Genomic DNA, 18,853 nt, shown 5'->3' with positions numbered 1-18,853 from the left:
AAGGAAGACTATGGGACAGAAAATCCATCCTACCGGCTTCCGCCTGGCGGTCAGCCGTAACTGGGCAAGCCGCTGGTACGCCAGCAACCGTGACTTCGCTGGCATGCTGGCCGAAGACATCAAGGTGCGCGAGTACCTCAAGGCCAAGCTGAAGAATGCGTCGGTTTCGCGCATCCTGATCGAGCGCCCCGCCAAGAATGCCCGCATCACCATTTACTCGGCACGTCCGGGCGTGGTAATCGGCAAGAAGGGCGAAGACATCGAGAACCTGAAGAAGGAACTCGCTGTGCGCCTGGGCGTGCCAGTGGCAGTGAACATCGAAGAAGTGCGCAAGCCTGAAATCGATGCCAAGCTGATCGCTGACTCGATCACCCAGCAGCTCGAAAAGCGCATCATGTTCCGCCGTGCCATGAAGCGTGCCATGCAAAACGCCATGCGTCTGGGTGCCCTGGGCATCAAGATCATGTCGTCCGGCCGCTTGAACGGTATCGAAATCGCCCGCTGTGAGTGGTACCGCGAAGGTCGCGTGCCACTTCACACGCTGCGCGCCGATATCGACTATGGCACCTCTGAAGCCAAGACCACTTACGGCGTGATCGGCGTGAAGGTCTGGGTTTACAAGGGTGACACCTTGGGTCGCAACGATCTGCCCGCTGTGGAAACACCGCGTCCAGACGAAGAGCGCCGTCCCCGTGGCCCCCGCCGTGATGGCCGCCCTGGTGGCGACCGTGCTGGTGCTGGCCGTGGTGGTCCACGCCGCCCAGCAGGTGCCAACGCTGCGCCTGCCGATGGCAGCGACAAACCCGCCGGCGCTGGTGCCGATGCCGTTAAGCGCGTTCGTAAAGCAGACGCGCCCGCTACAGCAGCGGACGGAAAAGGAGAATAAAAGATGCTGCAACCTGCTCGCCGCAAGTTCCGCAAGGAACAAAAAGGCCGCAACACTGGCGTCGCTACCCGGGGCAACTCGGTGGCGTTCGGTGATTTCGGTCTGAAGTGCACCGACCGTGGCCGTCTGACGGCCCGTCAGCTGGAGGCTGCACGCCGTGCAATCTCCCGCCACGTCAAGCGTGGTGGTCGTATCTGGATCCGCGTGTTTCCGGACAAGCCCATTTCTACCAAGCCTGCCGAAGTGCGTATGGGTAACGGTAAGGGCAATCCTGAGTACTACGTGGCCGAAATCCAGCCTGGCAAGATCGTGTTTGAGATCGTCGGTGTGCCCGAAGAACTCGCCCGCGAAGCCTTCCGTCTGGCCGCTGCCAAGCTGCCCCTGCGCACGACGTTTGTCTCGCGCATGGTGGGTCAGTGATTTCAGGAGAAACTGATATGAATACTGCTGAACTGCGCCAAAAAGACGTCGCTGGCATCAAGGAAGAAATCAAGGCTTTGCAAAAAGCCCATTTCGGTCTGCGCATGCAAAAGGCTACGCAACAACTGAACAACACGGGCACGCTGCGCACTACGCGCCGTGACATCGCCCGCGCCAAGACCATTCTTGCTGAAAAGCAAGCCGCCAAGTAAGGAGCCCACATGACGGAAGCTAAAAAATCCCTCAAGCGCACCTTGATTGGCAAGGTGGTCAGCGACAAGCGTGAAAAAACCGTGACCGTGCTGGTCGAGCGCCGTGTGACCCACGAGCTCTACGGCAAGATCGTTGGCAAGTCGAGCAAGTACCACGCGCACGACGAAAACAACGAATTCCACACGGGTGACGTGATTGAAATCACCGAGAGCCGTCCGCTCTCCAAGACCAAGAACTGGGTGGCTACCCGCTTGGTAACAAAGGCCGCATTGGTGTAACGCCTTCACGGCGCTGCGCTGCAAAGCCCCTGAAAACGACCCACAATGTGGGTCGTTTTTCTTTTTTGGAGACCTGCATGATCAACATTGGCGACACCCTTCCGGCTACCACCTTGGTGGAGTTTATGGATACCGAGGGCAACGGCTGTAGTCTCGGCCCCAACCCCGTGAACGTGGCCGAGGCTGCTGCGGGTAAGACCATTGCCCTGTTTGCCGTGCCGGGGGCGTTCACGCCCACCTGCTCGGCCCAGCATGTGCCCGGTTTTGTGGCCAAGGCCGACGAATTCAAGGCTGCAGGTGTCGATGAGATCTGGTGTGTGTCCGTGAACGACGCTTTTGTCATGGGCGCCTGGGCGCGTGACCAGAAAACCGTTGGCAAGGTGCGGATGCTGGCTGACGGCGATGCTGCTTTCACCAAGGCCACCGGCCTGACGCTGGACCTGACAGGCAAGGGCCTGGGCCTGCGCAGCAACCGCTACTCCATGCTGGTCAAGGATGGCAAAGTGGTGCAGCTCAATGTGGAAGGGCCAGGCCAGTTTACGGTCAGTGATGCCGACACCTTGTTGGCCCAGGCGCGCGCCTGATATTTGCTATAAAAAACAGAGCTGCCAGCGCTTGCTGCGCGGGCGTTGGCAGCCAAAATCGCTAAAAAATATCAGCTTTGAGGTAGTGCGCGCCTGCAATCGGGTTGTGGTAGTAGGGCGGAATCTCCTCAAACCCCAAATCAGCGTAAAGGGCACGCGCGGACTCCATGTCGTCCAGCGTGTCCAGCAAGACGCAGGCGTAGCCCGCCTGCCGTGCCAAGTCCAGGGTGGCTTCGGCCAGTTGTCGGCCCAGGCCAAAACCGCGAAACGCTTTGCGCACGTACAGGCGCTTCATTTCGCTGGCATTGGGGTAATCGGCGTTGTCAAAAGGGCGCAAGGCGCAGCAGCCCGCCACGGCCCCATCGACCCGGGCCACCAGCAGGGCACCACGCGGCGCCACATACGGATGGGGCAGAGCGTCCAGTTCGGCCAGAAAACCCTGAAAGTGCAGATCAATCTCCAGACTGTCTGCGTACTCCTGGAACAGCGCACGCACGGTGTCCAGGTCTTCAGGGGTGACGGGGTTTGACAGGGTTACGGAAGGGGTGTCCACGGCACTCAGGGCTCAGCTAACGGAAAGCCCAGTGTAGCGGTGCCCGGCCTGTGGCCACCAGCGCGTTCACCCGGGGTCAGCCCCCCAGCCCGACCAGCCACCAGACGACACCACCGCACAGCGCCAGAACCAGCAGGGCCAGCAGGCGCGAGGCCGCATCGTCGCGGGAGGGGGCCACCGGCGTGGGCAGTACCTTGTCGCCCACCACCATGGCGCGCACCATGCTCTTTTGGCGCTTGACCAGCACATACAGCACGATGGCCAGCAGGTGCAGTGCCACCAGGCCCAAGACCAGGTATTGGCCTATGTCTTTGTGCAGCCCTGTGGCCTGGCTGACCCAGTCGTTGGAGACGAAGCGCGTCAGTGGGCCGGCAAATGCGATTTCGTCGTCACTGAACAGACCGGTGCCCACTTGCAGGGCGACGGCCCCCAGCAGGCCAAACACCGATAGCGCCCCCAGCGGGTTGTGGCCCACCGCATCTTCGGGGTGCTCCTGGCCGCGCAGGTAGCGCAGCAGGCGCGCTGGTGAATACAAAAACGCCACAAAACGCGACCAGCGCCCGCCCACCAGGCCCCACACCAGCCGGAACAGCAGCAGTGCCAGCACCGCATAGCCAAAGCGGAAATGCCAGACCATGGCGTTGCCCCCCAGCTTGGCGCTGACCACCAGCGCCACGATGGACGCAGCCAAAGACCAGTGAAAAATGCGGGTGGGCAGATCCCAGACGCGAACGGTGTGATTCATAGATGCAAAAAGCGCTGTAGGGCGCCGTGTCAAAAAGAGGCAGCAGTGTGGCAGCTGCGGTGGTGCCGGGCTGTGTGTACAAGAGTGAAAAACTCCGGCTTTACACGCCGCTTGCACACACAGCAGCCATACTGCGACCCGGCATTTTTTGCTTTTGTTCCACTGCTTTCACCAAGGAGAATCCCCATGAAAACCATTGCTTTGTTGGCCCTGGCTGCAGCCGCTGCCACCGTGTCGGTGCCCGCTGCGGCCCAGTTTGCCAAGGCCGAAGACGCCATTGAATACCGCCAAGCCAGCTTTTTTGTGCTGGGCCAGCATTTTGGTCGCATCGGTGCCATGGCCAACGGCAAAGTGCCTTTTGACGCCAAAGCCGCACAAGAAAACGCAGACATCGTTGCCAGCATGGCACGGCTGCCCTGGGCCGCCTTTGGCCCTGGCACCGACAAGGGCGCGCCCACCAAGGCCAAACCCGAAATCTGGACAGAACAGGCCAAATACAAAGAGCACGCCACCAAGCTGGAGACCGAATCCGTCAAGCTGGCCGCTGCCGCCAAGACGGGCAATCTGGACAACCTCAAGGCCGCATTTGGCGAGGCTGCCAAAACCTGCAAGGCCTGCCACGACGCCTACCGCAACAAGTAAGCTGCCACAGCGCTTTTTGCTCTTGATGTGATAGCTACTTGCGCCCGCTGGACGGGCGTTTGAGGCTGTTTTTATATCAAACCGGGGCGTGCAGGCATCTGGTATGCCTGCACTGCCATCAGGTTTCGGCCAGCAGCTTTTCGATCAGGCGGTGCAGCTCATCGAACTGCGGCGCGCCGATGTAGCTTTTCACGATCTCGCCGCGCTTGTTGACGATGTAGGTGGTGGGCGTCAGGCGCACATCGCCCCAGGCGCGGGCCACGGTGCCCGTGTTGTCGATGGCCACCTTGAACGGCAGCTTGCGGGTTTGCGCAAAGTTGACCACGTAGCTGGGCGGGTCGTAGCTCATGGCCACGGCCACGGTGTCAAAACCCTGGGCCTGGTACTTCTGGTGGGTGGCGACCAACTCTGGCATTTCGGCCACACAGGTGGTGCAGCTGGTGGCCCAGAAATTCACCAGTGTGACGCGGCCACGCATGTTGGCCGTGGTGTGGTGGGTGCCGTCGAGCAGCACAAACGTCGATTCCGGCGCTGGCGATTTGCCCGCCCCCCAGGCCACCCAGGCACCTACACCCACAAAAACGGCCAGTGCCAGTGCCATCGCGGCATGTTTGGTACGCATACAAAAACTTTCTCTGGATAAAAACATCCCAGCGCGCGATTGTGCTGGCACTGCACCTTGGGTGTGCCAAAGCCCCTGTGGCGCCAGGAACCTATTGCCATGCTGGGATAGCGCCTGTGGGCCAATAGTTCTCCGGCAGTTGCAATGCCGTCCATACGGTACCCACGGCAGCGGCGCAGCCATAATCCCACCCACACCGTGATTTTTCCCATGAGCACACGCATTCTGATCATTGCCCACGCCCCGCTGGCCCACGCCCTGCGCGAATGCGCCCTGCATGTGTTTGCCGACAGCGCCCACAGCGTGCTGGCCTTCGATGTGCCGCCCCAGGCTGCGCCCGAGGACACTCTGGCCGATGTCCAGCGCCTGCTGGAGCCTGGTGGTGATGTCCCCACCCTGGTGCTGACCGACGTGCTCGGTGCCACGCCGTGCAACGTGGCCCAGCGCCTGGTGCAGGGCCGCCAAGCCAGCCTGGTGACCGGCATCAACCTGCCCATGCTGCTGCGCGCCGTCTGCTACCGCGCCGAGCCGCTTGACGCCCTGGTGCAGCGCGCCCTGGTCGGCGGCACCCAAGGGGTGATGCAGGTGCCGGTTGGCGCACCTGGCGTGTGCTCTTGAGTGAGCCCCTTTGCAACCAGAACTCCAAGTTTTCCATGATCAAGACGACCGCGACCATCAGCAACAAACTGGGCCTGCACGCCCGCGCATCGGCCAAGCTCACCAAGCTGGCGGGCAGTTTTCCCTGCGAGGTCTGGATGAGCAAAGGCAGCCGCCGCATCAATGCCAAAAGCATCATGGGTGTGATGATGCTGGCTGCCGGCATCGGCTCACAGGTCGAGATAGAAACCGAAGGCGCCCAGGAGCAGGAAGCGATGGACGCCCTGCTTGCGCTGTTGGCCGACAAGTTTGGCGAGGGTGAATGAGCGCGCTGCAGGTGGCCGCCATTGCCCGTAGCCTGCGCAGGAGGTGCGGATGACGTTTTCCATTCCGGGCCTGGCCGTTGCGCGCGGCATCGCCATTGGCCGTGCCGTGCTGGTGGGCTCCAGCCGTGTCGATGTGGCGCATTACTTCATCGAGCCCGACCAGGTGCCCGCCGAGATCGAGCGCGTGCGACGGGGCCGCAACGCCGTGGCCGAAGAGCTGCAGCGGTTGCAAGACGACATGCCGCACGACGCCCCGCACGAGCTGGCGGCGCTGCTCGACGTACACCTCATGCTGCTGCAAGACGAGGCACTGACCAGCGGCGTCAAGCACTGGATCACCGAGCGCCTCTACAACGCAGAGTGGGCGCTGACAACGCAGCTGGAAGTGATTGCGCGCCAGTTTGATGAAATGGAAGACGCTTACCTGCGTGAGCGCAAGGCCGATCTGGAGCAGGTGGTCGAGCGCATCTTGCGCACCATGAAGGGCGTGGCCCACCCGGTGGCGCCGCCGCCGCCATCGCGGCGCAAGACCTCGCAGGATTTGCTGTTGGACGACACCATGGACGTGCCCCTGGTGCTGGTGGCCCACGACCTCTCGCCCGCCGACATGCTGCAATTCAAGAAAAGCGTGTTTGCCGGTTTTGTCACCGACGTGGGCGGCAAGACATCGCACACCGCCATCGTCGCGCGCAGCATGGACATCCCCGCCGTGGTGGGCGCCCGTGTGGCCAGCCAGCTGGTGCGCCAGGACGACTGGGTCATCATTGACGGCGATGCGGGCGTGATGATCGTCGATCCGTCGCCCATCATCCTGGCCGAATACGGCTTTCGCCAGCGCCAGATGGAGTTGGAGCGCGAGCGCCTGGCACGCCTGCGCCACACGCCCTCCATTACCCTGGATGGCCAGCGCATTGAACTGCTGGCCAACATCGAGCAGCCCGCCGATGCCGCTGTGGCCGTGCGGGCCGGCGCAGTGGGCGTGGGTCTGTTTCGCACCGAATTCCTGTTCATGGGGCGCAATGGCAGCCTGCCTGACGAAGAAGAGCAGTACCAGGCTTACCGGGACGCGGTAGAGGGCATGCAGGGCCTGCCCGTAACCATCCGCACCATCGACATCGGCGCCGACAAGCCCCTGGACAAGACGCACAAAGACGACCACCTCAACCCCGCGCTGGGCCTGCGCGCCATCCGCTGGAGCCTGGCCGATCCGGCCATGTTCCGCGTCCAGTTGCGCGCCGTGCTGCGGGCGGCGGCCCACGGCCAGATCAACGTGCTGTTTCCCATGCTGGCCCACGCCAGCGAGATCCACCAAGCCCTGGCGCAGGTGGCCCTGGCCCGTGCCGAGCTGGATGCGCGCCCCCAGGTGTATGGCGCAGTGCGCCTGGGCGCCATGGTCGAGGTGCCGGCGGCTGCGTTGATGGTGAACACCTTCCTGCGGTACTTTGATTTCTTGTCCATCGGCACCAACGACCTGATCCAGTACACCCTGGCCATTGACCGCACCGATGAGGCGGTGTCGCACCTCTATGACCCGCTGCACCCAGCCGTGCTGCGCCTGGTTACCGAGGTGATCGCGGCGTGCCGGGCGCAAGGCAAAAGCGTTTCGGTGTGCGGCGAGACGGCGGGCGATGTCACCATGACGCGCTTGCTGCTGGGCCTGGGCCTGCGCAGCTTTTCCATGCACCCGGCGCAAATTCTGGCCGTCAAGCAAGAGGTGCTGCGCGCGGACACGCGCAAGCTGGCGTCCTGGGCCCAGCAGGTGCTGACCGCGGAAGACCCATCGGCCCTGTTGGGGGCTTGATGGCGCTCTTTATTTGATAGCTGGTAGCGCCCATTGTGCGGGCGCTTGGCACTGTTTTGGTGGGTTTTTTCAGGCTGCCCGATTGCGTTGGCCGCTGCGGCAGCCACTTCCAGCACTCCGGCAAGGTGCCGGAGGCCAAAATTTCAGATCAAATCAGGCGCAAAGCCTTGCACAGTAAGCGCAAGCAGCTATCACTTTGGTAGTTATACGCCCGCTGCGTGCGCCTGCTGGTCGGCGTGGTAGCTTGAGCGCACCATGGCGCCCACGGCGGCGTGGCTGAAGCCCATCTTGTAGGCATCTTCCTCGAACATCTTGAAGGTATCGGGGTGGACATAGCGGCGCACCGGCAGGTGGCTGTTGCTGGGCGCCAGGTACTGGCCGATGGTGAGCATGTCGATGCCGTGCGCGCGCATGTCGCGCATGACCTGCAAAATCTCCTCGTCCGTCTCGCCCAGGCCGACCATGATGCCGCTCTTGGTCGGCACGTTGGGGTGCAGCGCCTTGAACTTCTTCAGCAGGTTCAGGCTGAATTGGTAGTCCGAACCCGGGCGCGCTTCCTTGTACAGGCGCGGCGCGGTTTCCAGGTTGTGGTTCATCACGTCGGGTGGCGCGGCCTTGAGGATGTCGAGTGCGCGGTCGTCGCGGCCCCGGAAGTCGGGCACCAGAATCTCGATTTGCGTTTGCGGCGAGAGCTGGCGGATGTGCTGAATGCACTCCACAAAATGGCCTGAACCGCCGTCGCGCAGATCGTCGCGGTCCACGCTGGTGATGACCACGTATTTCAGTTTCAGCGCTGCAATCGTCTTGGCCAGGTTCAGCGGTTCATCCTTGTCCAGCGGGTCGGGGCGGCCATGGCCCACGTCGCAGAACGGGCAGCGGCGCGTGCACTTGTCGCCCATGATCATGAAGGTGGCCGTGCCCTTGCCAAAGCATTCACCGATGTTGGGGCAGCTGGCCTCTTCGCAGACGGTGTGCAGCTTGTGCTCGCGCAGGATGTCCTTGATCTCGTAGAAGCGCGTGGTGGGGCTGCCCGCCTTGACGCGAATCCAGTCGGGTTTTTTCAGTGCCTCGCCCTGCTCGACCTTGATCGGAATGCGCGAGAGTTTGGCGGCTGCCTTTTGCTTGGCCAGCGGGTTGTAGTTTTCGGAGGATTGTGCTTCGCGCACGACGTCGGAGGTGCTCATGGCTGGTACGGGAGAGGTTAGGGCGCGAGGCGGGCCAACAGTTGCCGGGCCAGCACATTCGCGGCGTCTTCCCAAGTGGTGTGGACGCCGATTGTAGAAAGGTCTACGGTTTGCAGACCCGCGTAGCCACAAGGGTTGATGCGCCCGAAGGGCTCCAGGTCCATGGCCACGTTGAGCGATACGCCGTGGTACGTGCAGTGGCGGCTGACCTTGATGCCGAGCGCGGCAATTTTGCCCAGGCCGGTGAAATCGGGCGCGGGCGGCGCGCTGCCCGTGCGTTGTTGCGGGCGCTGGGGCAGCTGGGCGTGGCTGTGCGGATCATCGAGCCGCACATAAATGCCAGGCGCGCCCGCCACCCGGTGGCCGGTGACACCAAAGTGCGCCAGCGTACGCAGCACGGCTTCTTCGATGCGGTACACATATTCCTTGACGTAGTAGCCAGCGCGTTGCAAATCCACCAGCGGGTACGCCACGACCTGGCCCGGCCCGTGAAAAGTGACCTGACCACCCCGGTTGGTGGCCACCACGGCAATGCCACCGGGCTGGAGCAAGTGTTCGGCACGCCCGGCCAGGCCTTGGGTGAAGGTGGCGGGGTGCTCACAAATCCATAGCTCGTCAGGCTCGCTGGCGGTGCGCTGGGCAGTGAATTCCTGCATGGCCTGGTACACCGGCAGATAGGGTGTATGTCCCCAGAGACGGGTCTGCATGGCGGCGGCGCTCATGCGCGTCAGAGCACGATCTTGACCATGGGATGGCCGGACAGCGCGCGGTACAGGTCATCAAGCTGCTCGCGGCTGGTGGCGGTGATGGTGATGGTCACGCCCACGTACTTGCCGCCGCTGCTGGGGCGCAGCTCAATGGTGGTCGGATCGAAAGTGGGGTCAAAGCGCTGCGCCAGTTCTGTGATGGCTTGGACAAAACCCTCCACCTGGGCACCCATGACTTTGAGGGGAAAAAGACACGGATATTCGATCAGCGAATCTTTCCGTGGATCGGCGGGGGGGGGCACTGCGCCGTTGGCGTGAAAAATGGGGGGCGTTGTCATGCAAATGCTCTTAATTCAATAGCTTCAGGGGCAGGCGTATTGTGCTTCAGAGGCCGTTGGACATGAATTTTGTACGCCCTGGTATGGGTGTGCAGCGCAGGACGTCAGGTCTGCGCGGGGGCTTTCAGGCCGTGGCGCATTGCGTTGGAATGCCACCACAACAGTGCTTTTCAGGCACGGCGCAGCCCCCAGACAAGCAGGTCTTTGCTGAAATGCAGGGGTTTTTACTTATAATCAGGGGCTTTGTAAAAGTTTATGTCTGTAGCGCGGGGGCTTCAAACGATGAAAACAATCGCTCCCGAGACAGAAGCTGAGGCTGAAGAATCTGACTTCAAGCCCCTGACTGCACAAGAAGCGCAGGCGTGGCGCAGTCGCCACCGGGCCATCCCGGTATGGCGGCTGGTAGTGGTGCAGGCGCTGGTGGGTGGGCTGGTGGCTTTGTTAGCCGGACTGGTTTCTGGCAAGCCCCCGATAGGGTGGTCTGCTGGTTACGGTGCATTGGCGGTGGTGGTTCCCGCAGCGCTGTTTGCGCGCGGTATGGCCCGTCAGCGCTTTGCTGGGTCGCCTGGGGCGGCCATGGTGGGGTTCTTTGGTTGGGAAATGGTCAAGATTGTGTTGACTGTTGCCATGCTGGCGGCCGCGCCCCGGCTGGTAGCGCAGCTGAGTTGGCTGGCACTGCTGGCTGGCATGGTGGTGACGATGAAAACGTACTGGATTGCGCTCATGGTGCAGTCTGGTGTCCGAAAAACCGATTGATTAAGAGAAGAGTTGTCCGATGGCCGCAGAAGCGCACGCTCCGACTGCAAGTGAATACATCGTTCACCACCTGCAGCACCTTCAGAACATCAAGCAAAAATCCATCATCGATATGTCGGTGATCAACTACGACTCCGTCATCGTGAGCGTGTTGGTGGGCTTTTTGGGATTGTTCGTTTTTTGGCTTGCTGCCCGCAAAGCAACTTCCGGCGTCCCCGGGCGTTTTCAGGCAGCAGTCGAGATGATGGTGGAAATGGTGGACAACCAGGCCAAGGCCAATATCCACAACGCACAAAGCCGCAAATTCATTGCGCCACTGGCACTGACCGTGTTCGTCTGGATTTTCCTGATGAATGCCATGGACTTGTTGCCCGTGGACTTGCTGCCTGTCATTTGGGCGCAAATCTACGGCGCTGCGGGCCATGATCCGGCGCATGCCTATTTGCGTGTTGTGCCTACGGCGGATTTGTCCACCACACTGGGTCTGTCCTCTGCTGTGCTGATCTTGTGCTTTTATTACAGCGTCAAGATCAAAGGCATGGGCGGCTGGGCGCACGAATTGGTTACCGCTCCCTTCGGTACCAGCAAGAATCCTGTCTTCGCCCTGGTTCTGGGTGTGGTCAACCTGCTCATGCAGGTCATTGAATACGTTGCCAAGACCGTTTCGCATGGCATGCGACTGTTCGGCAACATGTACGCTGGTGAGTTGGTGTTCATGCTGATCGCCCTGATGGGTGGTGCTGCTGCCATGTCGCTCTCTGGTGTGTTGCTCCCTGTGGGGCACATCATTGCAGGCTCGATCTGGGCGATTTTTCATATTTTGATCATCACCCTGCAAGCCTTCATTTTCATGATGCTGACGCTGATTTACCTCGGCCAGGCGCATGAAGCCCACTGACCATTTCCCTTTTCTTTTTCAACTTTTCTTTTTTTAATCAGGAGTCATCATGGAAAACATTCTCGGTCTCGTCGCTCTGGCTTGTGGTCTGATCGTTGGTCTGGGCGCTATCGGCGCTTCGATCGGTATTGCTTTGATGGGCGGCAAGTTCCTGGAAGCCTCGGCTCGCCAGCCTGAACTGATCAACGAACTGCAAACCAAGATGTTCATCTTGGCTGGTCTGATCGACGCTGCTTTCCTGATCGGCGTGGCCATTGCCCTGCTGTTCGCTTTCGCCAACCCCTTCGTTCTGGCCTAAGCTCCCCTCAACGCCCAAATAGAAAGGTGTTGCCGTGAGTATCAACGCGACCCTGTTCGTTCAGGCCATCGTCTTCCTGATCCTGGTGCTGTTCACGATGAAGTTCGTGTGGCCCCCGATTGCGCAGGCGCTGGATGAACGAGCCCAGAAAATCGCCGATGGTCTCGCTGCTGCCGACCGTGCCAAGTCCGAATTGAGCGCTGCCAACCAGCGTGTCGAAAAGGAACTGTCGCAGACGCGCAACGAGACGGCCTCCCGTCTGGCCGACGCTGATCGCCGTGCGCAGGCCATCATCGAAGAGGCCAAGGCCCGTGCCACCGAAGAAGCCCAAAAGATTGTTGCCGCTGCACAAGCTGAAGCGCAGCAGCAGGCTGTGCAGGCGCGTGAAGCCCTGCGCGAGCAAGTGGCTGTGCTGGCTGTCAAGGGCGCCGAGCAGATTCTCCGCAAGGAAGTCAATGCCGGTGTTCACGCCGATCTGCTGTCCCGCCTGAAGACTGAGCTGTAAGGGAGCATCCATGGCCGAAATCGCCACCATTGCCCGCCCTTACGCGGAAGCCCTGTTCAAGGCCTGCACGGCGGGTGTGGGCGTCGATCTGGGCGCTGCCGCTGCCTGGGTGGACGAACTGGCGGCGATCGCCGCCAACCCACAGTTGCGCCAGTTGTCCGACAACCCCAAGGTCAGTCCTGAGCAGGTCTTTGATGTCATCACCGGTGTGGCCAAGTCGGCCCTGCCGGATATGGCGCGCAATTTTTTGCGCACTGTCATCGACAACGGACGCCTGGATGCCCTGCCCGAAGTGGCAGCGCAGTTCCGCGCGCTCGTCAATCGCAGCAGCGGCTCTTCGGATGCCGTCGTGTACAGCGCTTTTCCCATGGACAGCGCGGCGCTGGACGGGCTGGGCGCCTCGCTTGAAAAGCGCTTTGGCCGCAAGCTCAATCTCACCGTGCAGCAGGACGAGTCCCTGATCGGTGGAATTCGGGTCGTAGTGGGAGACGAAGTGCTCGACACTTCGGTCAAAGCACGTCTGGAACAAATGAAAGCGGCCCTCACTGCGTAATGCGCGGCTTGGGGTTTCGGCTAAACAAAGAAAGAAGGAAAGAGTCATGCAACTCAATCCCGCAGAAATTTCTGAACTGATCAAGAGCCGTATCGAGGGTCTGGCAGCCAGCAGCGATATCCGTAACCAGGGCACCGTGGTGTCTGTGTCTGACGGTATCGTGCGCATTCATGGCCTGTCGGACGTGATGCAGGGCGAAATGTTGGAGTTCCCCGCAACGGCGGACGGCACGCCCTCCTACGGTCTGGCGCTGAACCTGGAACGTGATTCCGTAGGTGCCGTGATTTTGGGTGAGTACGAGCACATTTCCGAAGGCAATACTGTCAAATGCACAGGCCGCATTCTGGAAGTTCCCGTTGGCCCTGAACTGATTGGCCGCGTGGTCAACGCACTGGGCCAGCCTATCGACGGCAAGGGCCCGATCAACGCCAAGATGACCGATGTGATCGAAAAGGTCGCTCCAGGCGTGATTGCGCGTAAATCTGTGGACCAGCCGCTGCAAACCGGCCTGAAGTCCATCGACTCGATGGTACCTATCGGTCGTGGTCAGCGCGAGTTGATCATTGGCGACCGTCAGACCGGCAAGACGGCTGTGGCCATCGATGCGATCATCAACCAGAAGGGCCAGGGCGTGACGTGTGTGTACGTCGCTATCGGCCAGAAGGCTTCGTCGATCAAGAACGTGGTGCGTGCACTGGAACAAGCCGGTGCCATGGATTACACGATTGTGGTAGCTGCATCCGCCTCCGAATCGGCGGCCATGCAGTACGTCTCGGCCTACTCCGGCTGCACCATGGGCGAATACTTCCGCGATCGCGGTGAAGACGCCCTGATTGTTTACGACGACCTGTCCAAGCAAGCCGTGGCTTACCGTCAGGTGTCGCTGCTCCTGCGCCGACCACCAGGCCGCGAAGCCTACCCTGGCGACGTGTTCTATCTCCACAGCCGTTTGTTGGAACGCGCAGCCCGCGTGAACGCTGACTATGTTGAAGCCTTCACCAAAGGCGCTGTCAAGGGCAAGACTGGTTCGCTGACGGCTTTGCCTATCATCGAAACCCAAGCTGGCGACGTGTCTGCTTTCGTGCCAACCAACGTGATTTCGATCACTGATGGTCAGATCTTCCTGGAAACCAGCCTCTTCAATGCCGGTGTCCGTCCCGCTATCAACGCTGGTATCTCGGTGTCGCGTGTGGGTGGTGCTGCACAGACGAAACTGGTGAAGAACCTGTCTGGTGGTATCCGTACCGACTTGGCCCAGTACCGTGAATTGGCTGCCTTCGCACAGTTCGCTTCTGATCTGGACGATGCCACCCGCAAGCAACTCGACCGCGGTGCCCGCGTGACCGAGCTGCTCAAGCAGGCACAGTACAGCCCGTTGTCCATCTCCTTGATGGGTGCGACGTTGTTTGCTGTGAACAAGGGCTTTCTGGACGACATCGAAGTCAAGAACGTCTTGGCCTTTGAACATGGCCTGCACCAGTTCCTCAAGACCAGCCATGCTGCCTTGCTGGAAAAGCTGGAAAAAGACAAGGCTATGGACAAGGATGCTGAAGCTGCATTGACCGCTGCCGTGGGCGCGTTCAAGAAGTCGTTCGCTTAAACCGGACGAGGAGCCATCATGGCAGCAGGCAAGGAAATACGCGGCAAGATCAAATCGGTGGAAAACACCAAGAAGATCACCAAAGCCATGGAGATGGTGGCTGCATCCAAGATGCGCAAAGCGCAGGATCGGATGCGAGCGGCCCGTCCGTACAGCGAGAAAATCCGCAACATTGCGGCACATCTTGGTCAGGCCAATCCCGAGTACACGCACCCGTTCATGCAAGTGAACGATGCCAAAGCGGCTGGCATCATTGTGGTGACCACTGACAAGGGGTTGTGCGGTGGCATGAACACCAACGTGCTGCGTGCAGTGACTACTAAACTGCGCGATTTGCAGTCTGCTGGTGTTTCTGCACAGGCCGTGGCCATCGGCAACAAAGGACTGGGTTTTCTGAACCGTGTTGGCGCCAAGGTGGTTTCCCAGGCTACGGGCTTGGGCGACACGCCACACTTGGACAAGTTGATTGGCCCGGTGAAGGTGCTGCTCGATGCGTACGCCGAAGGCAAGATCAATGCCGTGTACCTGAGCTATACCAAGTTCATCAATACCATGAAGCAGGAATCGGTGGTGGAGCAGTTGTTGCCCCTGTCCTCCGATGCCATGCAGACAGGTAAGACGGGTGCCCACGGCTGGGATTACATCTATGAGCCGGATGCACAAAGCGTCATTGATGAGCTGCTGGTTCGCTATGTCGAGTCGCTGATCTACCAAGCGGTGGCTGAAAACATGGCGTCTGAGCAATCAGCGCGCATGGTGGCCATGAAAGCTGCGACCGACAACGCCGGTACCGTGATTGGTGAGTTGAAGCTGGTCTACAACAAGACCCGCCAAGCAGCAATCACTAAGGAACTGTCCGAGATCGTGGCCGGCGCCGCTGCTGTGTAAGCAGCTCAACAGATATATTTTTTGGAGCAAGCAAAATGGCTCAAGCGAATACCCCCGTGAACGAACGCGTTCAGGGCAAGATTGTTCAGTGTATTGGCGCTGTGGTGGACGTGGAGTTTCCACGTGACCAGATGCCCAAGATTTATGACGCCCTCAAGCTCGAAGGCACGGCGCTGACACTCGAAGTCCAGCAGCAGTTGGGTGATGGCATCGTGCGCACTATTGCGCTGGGCTCCTCCGACGGCCTGCGCCGCGGCATCATGGTGACCAACACCGGAAACCCCATCACCGTCCCCGTGGGCAAAGCCACGTTGGGCCGCATCATGGACGTGCTGGGTACGCCTATCGATGAGCGTGGTCCCGTTAGCCAGGAACTGACGGCCTCCATCCACCGCAAAGCCCCTGCGTATGACGAACTGTCGCCTTCGCAAGAGCTGCTGGAAACCGGCATCAAGGTGATTGACCTGGTGTGCCCTTTTGCCAAGGGTGGCAAAGTGGGTTTGTTCGGTGGCGCCGGTGTGGGCAAGACCGTGAACATGATGGAACTCATCAACAACATTGCTAAGGCCCACAGCGGTCTGTCGGTGTTCGCTGGTGTGGGCGAGCGTACCCGCGAAGGGAACGACTTCTACCATGAAATGGCTGATTCCGGCGTGGTGAACCTCGAGAAGCTCGAAGACTCCAAGGTCGCCATGGTGTACGGCCAGATGAACGAGCCCCCAGGCAACCGTTTGCGCGTGGCCCTGACTGGTCTGACCATCGCCGAGTCGTTCCGTGACGAAGGCCGTGACGTGCTGTTCTTCGTGGACAACATCTACCGCTACACGCTGGCTGGTACCGAAGTGTCCGCTCTGCTGGGCCGTATGCCTTCCGCTGTGGGCTACCAGCCTACGCTGGCCGAAGAAATGGGCCGCCTGCAAGAGCGTATTACCTCCACCAAGGTTGGTTCGATCACTTCCATCCAGGCCGTTTATGTGCCCGCCGATGACTTGACCGATCCATCGCCTGCCACGACGTTTGCCCACTTGGACTCCACCGTAGTGTTGTCGCGTGATATCGCTGCATTGGGTATCTACCCTGCGGTCGATCCACTGGACTCCACCAGCCGCCAGCTGGACCCCCAAGTGGTGGGCGAAGAGCACTACAACGTGGCCCGTGGCGTGCAAAACACGCTGCAACGCTACAAAGAGCTGCGTGACATCATCGCCATTCTGGGTATGGACGAACTGGCACCGGAAGATAAGCTGACTGTGGCACGCGCCCGTAAGATTCAGCGTTTCCTGTCTCAGCCTTTCCACGTGGCTGAAGTGTTTACTGGTTCCCCCGGCAAATACGTGACGCTGGCTGAAACCATCCGTGGTTTCAAGATGATTGTGGCTGGCGAATGCGACCACCTGCCCGAACAAGCCTTCTACATGGTCGGCACCATTGACGAAGCCTTCGAGAAAGCCAAGAAGATGGCCTAAAGCAGTGTGCCGGGCACCTGTAGGTGCCCGTGTGCATGCTTGAACCGCTTTTTGTAGACTTCCAAAGGAATCCAGATGGCCAACACCATACATGTCGACGTCGTCAGCGCCGAAGAGTCCATCTTCTCCGGAGAAGCGCGTTTTGTCGCCTTGCCCGGCGAAGCCGGTGAGCTGGGCGTTTATCCTCGCCACACGCCACTGATCACCCGTATCAAACCGGGTTCGGTGCGCATTGAAATGGCAGACGGCAGCGAAGAGTTCGTTTTTGTGGCGGGTGGCATTCTCGAAGTCCAGCCCCACTGCGTCACGGTGCTGTCCGACACAGCTGTGCGCGGCAAGGATCTTGATGACGAAAAAGCCAATGCTGCTAAGGCAGCGGCTGAAGAGGCATTGAAAAATGCCAAAAGTGAAATCGACCTCGCACGTGCACAGTCCGAGCTGGCCATCATGGCTGCACAGATCGCTGCGCTGCGCAAATTTCGCCAAAAACGCTAAGTTGCACTGCCACAGCGGCATTTGTTCGCTGGATGGAAACAAAGCCGCCTTTCAAGGCGGCTTTGTTTTTACTACCTTACCCAGGGGCGGTCTGGCAGTTCATTGGTGCGTGCCGCAGGCGGGTCGACGGGCCACTCGACCGCCATCAGGGTGGAGACTGCTTCCAATGCCTGAAAAAGCCCTTGCTCCCATTGCCCCGCTGCCAGTGCGCCCCCTAGGCGCTTGACCATGGCTTCCCACTGCGCCCCAGGGATGCGTACGCCACGGTCTGCCACCACTTCAATCGCACGGTCAGCCAGTAGCAGGTAGATGAGCACGCCATTGTTGTGTTCGGTATCCCAGACGCGCAACTTGCCGAATAGCGTGATCGCACGCTCACGGGCACTGGCCTGGCGCCAAAGGTAGCTTACTGGCAGAGCCGACTCTACGCAGATGCGGATCTGGCCGCTGTGGCGTTGCTCGCTGTTGGCTACTTGCTGCTCCAGCCGCTCTTGTAAAGGTGCAGGAATGGCACCTCGAATCGTGTTGCGAACACTGTACCAACGGTGGCGCGCGATGCGGCGCAAGTTGCTCCAGATATTTGCCATTACCAGTCTCCCGAGGCACCACCGCCGCCAAAATCGCCACCACCCCCCGAACTGAAGCCTCCTCCGCTGCTACCACTGGAAGAGCCGCTGCTCCAGCCCGTGCCGCCCAGCAGTCCACCCCCGCGTGAGTTACCACGGGATGGTGCGCCCCAGACCATTGCCAGCAGAGCGGCCCCCAAGGCCCCCAGAATGCTGGCCGTGACCAGGTACGCGATGATTCCTGTTGCTGCCCCCATCAGCAACGACCCCGCTACGCGCCCCAGCAGCGCCCTGGCGATGCTGGTGCCCACTGGAACGATGATGAAGAAGAAAATGCCCAGATCCACCCAGTCAAATCCGTCTGTAGCCTTGTCACCAGAAGCAGGCGCAGGCAGTGACTCGCCGCGTATGCGTGCAAACAGTTGCTCGACGCCCGCGTTAAGCCCTCCGGCATAGTCGTTCTGTTTGAAACGGGAGGTGATGGCATCGTCCATGATCTGGCGGGCTGCCAAATCTGGCACCGCGCCTTCCAGCGTTTTGGCCACTTCGATGCGCAGTTTGCGGTCATTTTTTGCGACCACGAGCAACAGGCCATCGCCCACGTTCTGGCGGCCTATCTTCCATGTATTGGCGACGCGGTTGGCATAGGCCGCGATGTCTTCTGGGGCAGTGGTGGGCACCAGCAGAACCACAATCTGTGTGCTTTTTTCTTGCTCAAACCGCGCTAAGCGTTCATCCAGTACCTGTAGTTCGGTGGCGGTGAGCGTTCCGGTACGGTCGATGGCGTGTGCTACCAAAGCAGGCACTGGCTGCAAAGGCTGTGCCCATACACAGGGGGAAATTGCTACTATTAATATAGCTGCTAGCGCTCTCCAAATAAGGGCTAGAGGCATATTTGACCCATCATTTTGCCGGACGTAACGGGATGCTGG

At 60.3% G+C, this 18,853-nt stretch carries 26 protein-coding genes; 18 read left to right on the top strand and 8 right to left on the bottom strand.

What is annotated here, in order from left to right:
- Nucleotides 1-10 precede the first annotated feature (10 nt).
- The 5 genes from rpsC (at nt 11) to EV674_RS00895 (ending at nt 2,381) form a co-directional block, all read left to right on the top strand.
- Nucleotides 11-886 carry a 30S ribosomal protein S3 gene (gene rpsC / locus EV674_RS00915; protein ID WP_119014681.1) on the top strand — a complete coding sequence of 292 codons (876 nt, stop codon included), beginning with the start codon at nt 11-13 and terminating at the stop codon, nt 884-886.
- A 3-nt stretch (nt 887-889) separates the two neighbouring features.
- The gene (gene rplP / locus EV674_RS00910) at nt 890-1,306 is read left to right on the top strand and encodes a 50S ribosomal protein L16 (protein ID WP_119014680.1); all 417 of its coding nucleotides are present in this window, start codon (nt 890-892) and stop codon (nt 1,304-1,306) included.
- 17 nt (nt 1,307-1,323) lie between these two features.
- Nucleotides 1,324-1,518 (top strand): 50S ribosomal protein L29, encoded by a 195-nt coding sequence (gene rpmC, locus EV674_RS00905; protein WP_119014679.1) that lies wholly within the window; start codon nt 1,324-1,326, stop codon nt 1,516-1,518.
- A gap of 9 nt (nt 1,519-1,527) precedes the next feature.
- A complete protein-coding gene (rpsQ, locus tag EV674_RS00900; RefSeq protein WP_119014678.1) occupies nt 1,528-1,797 on the top strand; it encodes a 30S ribosomal protein S17 in 270 nt (89 codons plus the stop codon).
- Between the two features lie 77 nt (nt 1,798-1,874).
- Nucleotides 1,875-2,381, top strand: a complete 507-nt coding sequence (locus EV674_RS00895; protein ID WP_119014677.1) for a peroxiredoxin — start codon at nt 1,875-1,877, stop codon at nt 2,379-2,381.
- A 61-nt stretch (nt 2,382-2,442) separates the two neighbouring features.
- Here EV674_RS00895 and EV674_RS00890 read toward each other — a convergent pair whose 3' ends face one another.
- Together EV674_RS00890 and EV674_RS00885 are read right to left on the bottom strand one after the other, a co-directional pair.
- On the bottom strand, nt 2,443-2,934 hold the full coding sequence (locus EV674_RS00890; protein WP_119014676.1) for a GNAT family N-acetyltransferase: 492 nt from the start codon (nt 2,932-2,934) through the stop codon (nt 2,443-2,445).
- A 76-nt stretch (nt 2,935-3,010) separates the two neighbouring features.
- Entirely contained in the window at nt 3,011-3,679 is a 669-nt protein-coding gene (locus EV674_RS00885) for a cytochrome b/b6 domain-containing protein (RefSeq protein ID WP_119014675.1), read from the bottom strand.
- A 186-nt stretch (nt 3,680-3,865) separates the two neighbouring features.
- On the opposite strand from EV674_RS00885, the gene EV674_RS00880 reads away from it, so the two are divergent.
- Nucleotides 3,866-4,321, top strand: a complete 456-nt coding sequence (locus EV674_RS00880) for a c-type cytochrome (RefSeq protein ID WP_119014674.1) — start codon at nt 3,866-3,868, stop codon at nt 4,319-4,321.
- Nucleotides 4,322-4,439: 118 nt separating this feature from the next.
- On the opposite strand, the gene EV674_RS00875 is transcribed toward EV674_RS00880, so the two are convergent.
- A complete protein-coding gene (locus EV674_RS00875) occupies nt 4,440-4,943 on the bottom strand; it encodes a TlpA disulfide reductase family protein (protein WP_119014673.1) in 504 nt (167 codons plus the stop codon).
- A gap of 210 nt (nt 4,944-5,153) precedes the next feature.
- Here EV674_RS00875 and EV674_RS00870 point away from each other — a divergent pair, with 210 nt between their 5' ends.
- Genes EV674_RS00870 through ptsP form a run of 3 tightly spaced genes read left to right on the top strand, consistent with a single transcriptional unit; the run spans nt 5,154 to nt 7,667 of the window.
- Nucleotides 5,154-5,561 carry a PTS sugar transporter subunit IIA gene (locus EV674_RS00870; RefSeq protein WP_119014672.1) on the top strand — a complete coding sequence of 136 codons (408 nt, stop codon included), beginning with the start codon at nt 5,154-5,156 and terminating at the stop codon, nt 5,559-5,561.
- Nucleotides 5,562-5,596: 35 nt separating this feature from the next.
- Complete coding sequence (locus EV674_RS00865; protein ID WP_119014671.1) at nt 5,597-5,866, top strand: HPr family phosphocarrier protein; 270 nt, start codon at nt 5,597-5,599, stop codon at nt 5,864-5,866.
- A 49-nt stretch (nt 5,867-5,915) separates the two neighbouring features.
- A complete protein-coding gene (ptsP, locus tag EV674_RS00860; RefSeq protein ID WP_119014670.1) occupies nt 5,916-7,667 on the top strand; it encodes a phosphoenolpyruvate--protein phosphotransferase in 1,752 nt (583 codons plus the stop codon).
- 203 nt (nt 7,668-7,870) lie between these two features.
- Here ptsP and lipA read toward each other — a convergent pair whose 3' ends face one another.
- From lipA to EV674_RS00845, 3 genes are read right to left on the bottom strand one after another with little or no spacing between them, the layout of a single operon-like run.
- The gene (gene lipA, locus EV674_RS00855; RefSeq protein ID WP_119014669.1) at nt 7,871-8,851 is read right to left on the bottom strand and encodes a lipoyl synthase; all 981 of its coding nucleotides are present in this window, start codon (nt 8,849-8,851) and stop codon (nt 7,871-7,873) included.
- Nucleotides 8,852-8,868: 17 nt separating this feature from the next.
- Nucleotides 8,869-9,558, bottom strand: coding sequence for a lipoyl(octanoyl) transferase LipB (gene lipB / locus EV674_RS00850; RefSeq protein WP_119014686.1), 690 nt, complete (start codon nt 9,556-9,558; stop codon nt 8,869-8,871).
- Nucleotides 9,559-9,578: 20 nt separating this feature from the next.
- Nucleotides 9,579-9,896: a YbeD family protein gene (locus EV674_RS00845; RefSeq protein WP_119014668.1), complete on the bottom strand. Its 318-nt coding sequence runs from the start codon at nt 9,894-9,896 to the stop codon at nt 9,579-9,581.
- Between the two features lie 282 nt (nt 9,897-10,178).
- On the opposite strand from EV674_RS00845, the gene EV674_RS00840 reads away from it, so the two are divergent.
- From EV674_RS00840 to EV674_RS00800, 9 genes are all read left to right on the top strand, one after another.
- The gene (locus EV674_RS00840; protein WP_119014667.1) at nt 10,179-10,652 is read left to right on the top strand and encodes an ATP synthase subunit I; all 474 of its coding nucleotides are present in this window, start codon (nt 10,179-10,181) and stop codon (nt 10,650-10,652) included.
- A 19-nt stretch (nt 10,653-10,671) separates the two neighbouring features.
- Nucleotides 10,672-11,550 carry a F0F1 ATP synthase subunit A gene (gene atpB, locus EV674_RS00835; protein ID WP_119014666.1) on the top strand — a complete coding sequence of 293 codons (879 nt, stop codon included), beginning with the start codon at nt 10,672-10,674 and terminating at the stop codon, nt 11,548-11,550.
- Nucleotides 11,551-11,599: 49 nt separating this feature from the next.
- A complete protein-coding gene (atpE, locus tag EV674_RS00830; protein ID WP_091458130.1) occupies nt 11,600-11,848 on the top strand; it encodes a F0F1 ATP synthase subunit C in 249 nt (82 codons plus the stop codon).
- 34 nt (nt 11,849-11,882) lie between these two features.
- Nucleotides 11,883-12,353 carry a F0F1 ATP synthase subunit B gene (locus EV674_RS00825; protein ID WP_119014665.1) on the top strand — a complete coding sequence of 157 codons (471 nt, stop codon included), beginning with the start codon at nt 11,883-11,885 and terminating at the stop codon, nt 12,351-12,353.
- Nucleotides 12,354-12,363: 10 nt separating this feature from the next.
- Nucleotides 12,364-12,906 carry a F0F1 ATP synthase subunit delta gene (locus tag EV674_RS00820; RefSeq protein WP_119014664.1) on the top strand — a complete coding sequence of 181 codons (543 nt, stop codon included), beginning with the start codon at nt 12,364-12,366 and terminating at the stop codon, nt 12,904-12,906.
- Nucleotides 12,907-12,952: 46 nt separating this feature from the next.
- Nucleotides 12,953-14,506, top strand: coding sequence for a F0F1 ATP synthase subunit alpha (atpA, locus tag EV674_RS00815; RefSeq protein ID WP_119014663.1), 1,554 nt, complete (start codon nt 12,953-12,955; stop codon nt 14,504-14,506).
- Nucleotides 14,507-14,524: 18 nt separating this feature from the next.
- Nucleotides 14,525-15,394: a F0F1 ATP synthase subunit gamma gene (gene atpG / locus EV674_RS00810; protein ID WP_119014662.1), complete on the top strand. Its 870-nt coding sequence runs from the start codon at nt 14,525-14,527 to the stop codon at nt 15,392-15,394.
- 35 nt (nt 15,395-15,429) lie between these two features.
- A complete protein-coding gene (gene atpD / locus EV674_RS00805) occupies nt 15,430-16,860 on the top strand; it encodes a F0F1 ATP synthase subunit beta (protein WP_119014661.1) in 1,431 nt (476 codons plus the stop codon).
- 75 nt (nt 16,861-16,935) lie between these two features.
- Nucleotides 16,936-17,355 (top strand): F0F1 ATP synthase subunit epsilon, encoded by a 420-nt coding sequence (locus EV674_RS00800; protein WP_119014660.1) that lies wholly within the window; start codon nt 16,936-16,938, stop codon nt 17,353-17,355.
- Between the two features lie 71 nt (nt 17,356-17,426).
- Here EV674_RS00800 and EV674_RS00795 read toward each other — a convergent pair whose 3' ends face one another.
- A complete protein-coding gene (locus EV674_RS00795) occupies nt 17,427-17,942 on the bottom strand; it encodes a TPM domain-containing protein (RefSeq protein WP_193552722.1) in 516 nt (171 codons plus the stop codon).
- Nucleotides 17,942-18,814 carry a TPM domain-containing protein gene (locus EV674_RS00790; RefSeq protein WP_119014658.1) on the bottom strand — a complete coding sequence of 291 codons (873 nt, stop codon included), beginning with the start codon at nt 18,812-18,814 and terminating at the stop codon, nt 17,942-17,944. The genes EV674_RS00795 and EV674_RS00790 overlap by 1 nt, the downstream gene beginning before the upstream one ends.
- Nucleotides 18,815-18,853 lie beyond the last annotated feature (39 nt).

Source organism: Simplicispira metamorpha (assembly GCF_004341365.1).
Classification (GTDB): Bacteria; Pseudomonadota; Gammaproteobacteria; order Burkholderiales; family Burkholderiaceae_C; genus Simplicispira; species Simplicispira metamorpha.
Note: the sequence above shows the minus strand (reverse complement) of the source record. Positions and strands in the feature narration are given on the sequence as shown.

Excerpts from the sequence above, each read along its gene's own strand:
- EV674_RS00875 (WP_119014673.1), bottom strand. The coding sequence starts at position 4,943 with ATGCGTACCAAACATGCCGCGATGGCACTGGCACTGGCCGTTTTTGTG.
- lipB (WP_119014686.1), bottom strand. The coding sequence starts at position 9,558 with ATGCAGACCCGTCTCTGGGGACATACACCCTATCTGCCGGTGTACCAG.
- EV674_RS00790 (WP_119014658.1), bottom strand. The coding sequence starts at position 18,814 with ATGCCTCTAGCCCTTATTTGGAGAGCGCTAGCAGCTATATTAATAGTA.
- EV674_RS00820 (WP_119014664.1), top strand. The coding sequence starts at position 12,364 with ATGGCCGAAATCGCCACCATTGCCCGCCCTTACGCGGAAGCCCTGTTC.
- rpsC (WP_119014681.1), top strand. The coding sequence starts at position 11 with ATGGGACAGAAAATCCATCCTACCGGCTTCCGCCTGGCGGTCAGCCGT.
- lipA (WP_119014669.1), bottom strand. The coding sequence starts at position 8,851 with ATGAGCACCTCCGACGTCGTGCGCGAAGCACAATCCTCCGAAAACTAC.
- EV674_RS00865 (WP_119014671.1), top strand. The coding sequence starts at position 5,597 with ATGATCAAGACGACCGCGACCATCAGCAACAAACTGGGCCTGCACGCC.
- EV674_RS00870 (WP_119014672.1), top strand. The coding sequence starts at position 5,154 with ATGAGCACACGCATTCTGATCATTGCCCACGCCCCGCTGGCCCACGCC.
- EV674_RS00885 (WP_119014675.1), bottom strand. The coding sequence starts at position 3,679 with ATGAATCACACCGTTCGCGTCTGGGATCTGCCCACCCGCATTTTTCAC.
- EV674_RS00840 (WP_119014667.1), top strand. The coding sequence starts at position 10,179 with ATGAAAACAATCGCTCCCGAGACAGAAGCTGAGGCTGAAGAATCTGAC.
- EV674_RS00800 (WP_119014660.1), top strand. The coding sequence starts at position 16,936 with ATGGCCAACACCATACATGTCGACGTCGTCAGCGCCGAAGAGTCCATC.
- rpmC (WP_119014679.1), top strand. The coding sequence starts at position 1,324 with ATGAATACTGCTGAACTGCGCCAAAAAGACGTCGCTGGCATCAAGGAA.
- EV674_RS00845 (WP_119014668.1), bottom strand. The coding sequence starts at position 9,896 with ATGACAACGCCCCCCATTTTTCACGCCAACGGCGCAGTGCCCCCCCCC.
- atpA (WP_119014663.1), top strand. The coding sequence starts at position 12,953 with ATGCAACTCAATCCCGCAGAAATTTCTGAACTGATCAAGAGCCGTATC.
- atpG (WP_119014662.1), top strand. The coding sequence starts at position 14,525 with ATGGCAGCAGGCAAGGAAATACGCGGCAAGATCAAATCGGTGGAAAAC.
- ptsP (WP_119014670.1), top strand. The coding sequence starts at position 5,916 with ATGACGTTTTCCATTCCGGGCCTGGCCGTTGCGCGCGGCATCGCCATT.
- rplP (WP_119014680.1), top strand. The coding sequence starts at position 890 with ATGCTGCAACCTGCTCGCCGCAAGTTCCGCAAGGAACAAAAAGGCCGC.
- atpD (WP_119014661.1), top strand. The coding sequence starts at position 15,430 with ATGGCTCAAGCGAATACCCCCGTGAACGAACGCGTTCAGGGCAAGATT.
- atpE (WP_091458130.1), top strand. The coding sequence starts at position 11,600 with ATGGAAAACATTCTCGGTCTCGTCGCTCTGGCTTGTGGTCTGATCGTT.
- EV674_RS00880 (WP_119014674.1), top strand. The coding sequence starts at position 3,866 with ATGAAAACCATTGCTTTGTTGGCCCTGGCTGCAGCCGCTGCCACCGTG.
- rpsQ (WP_119014678.1), top strand. The coding sequence starts at position 1,528 with ATGACGGAAGCTAAAAAATCCCTCAAGCGCACCTTGATTGGCAAGGTG.
- atpB (WP_119014666.1), top strand. The coding sequence starts at position 10,672 with ATGGCCGCAGAAGCGCACGCTCCGACTGCAAGTGAATACATCGTTCAC.
- EV674_RS00895 (WP_119014677.1), top strand. The coding sequence starts at position 1,875 with ATGATCAACATTGGCGACACCCTTCCGGCTACCACCTTGGTGGAGTTT.
- EV674_RS00795 (WP_193552722.1), bottom strand. The coding sequence starts at position 17,942 with ATGGCAAATATCTGGAGCAACTTGCGCCGCATCGCGCGCCACCGTTGG.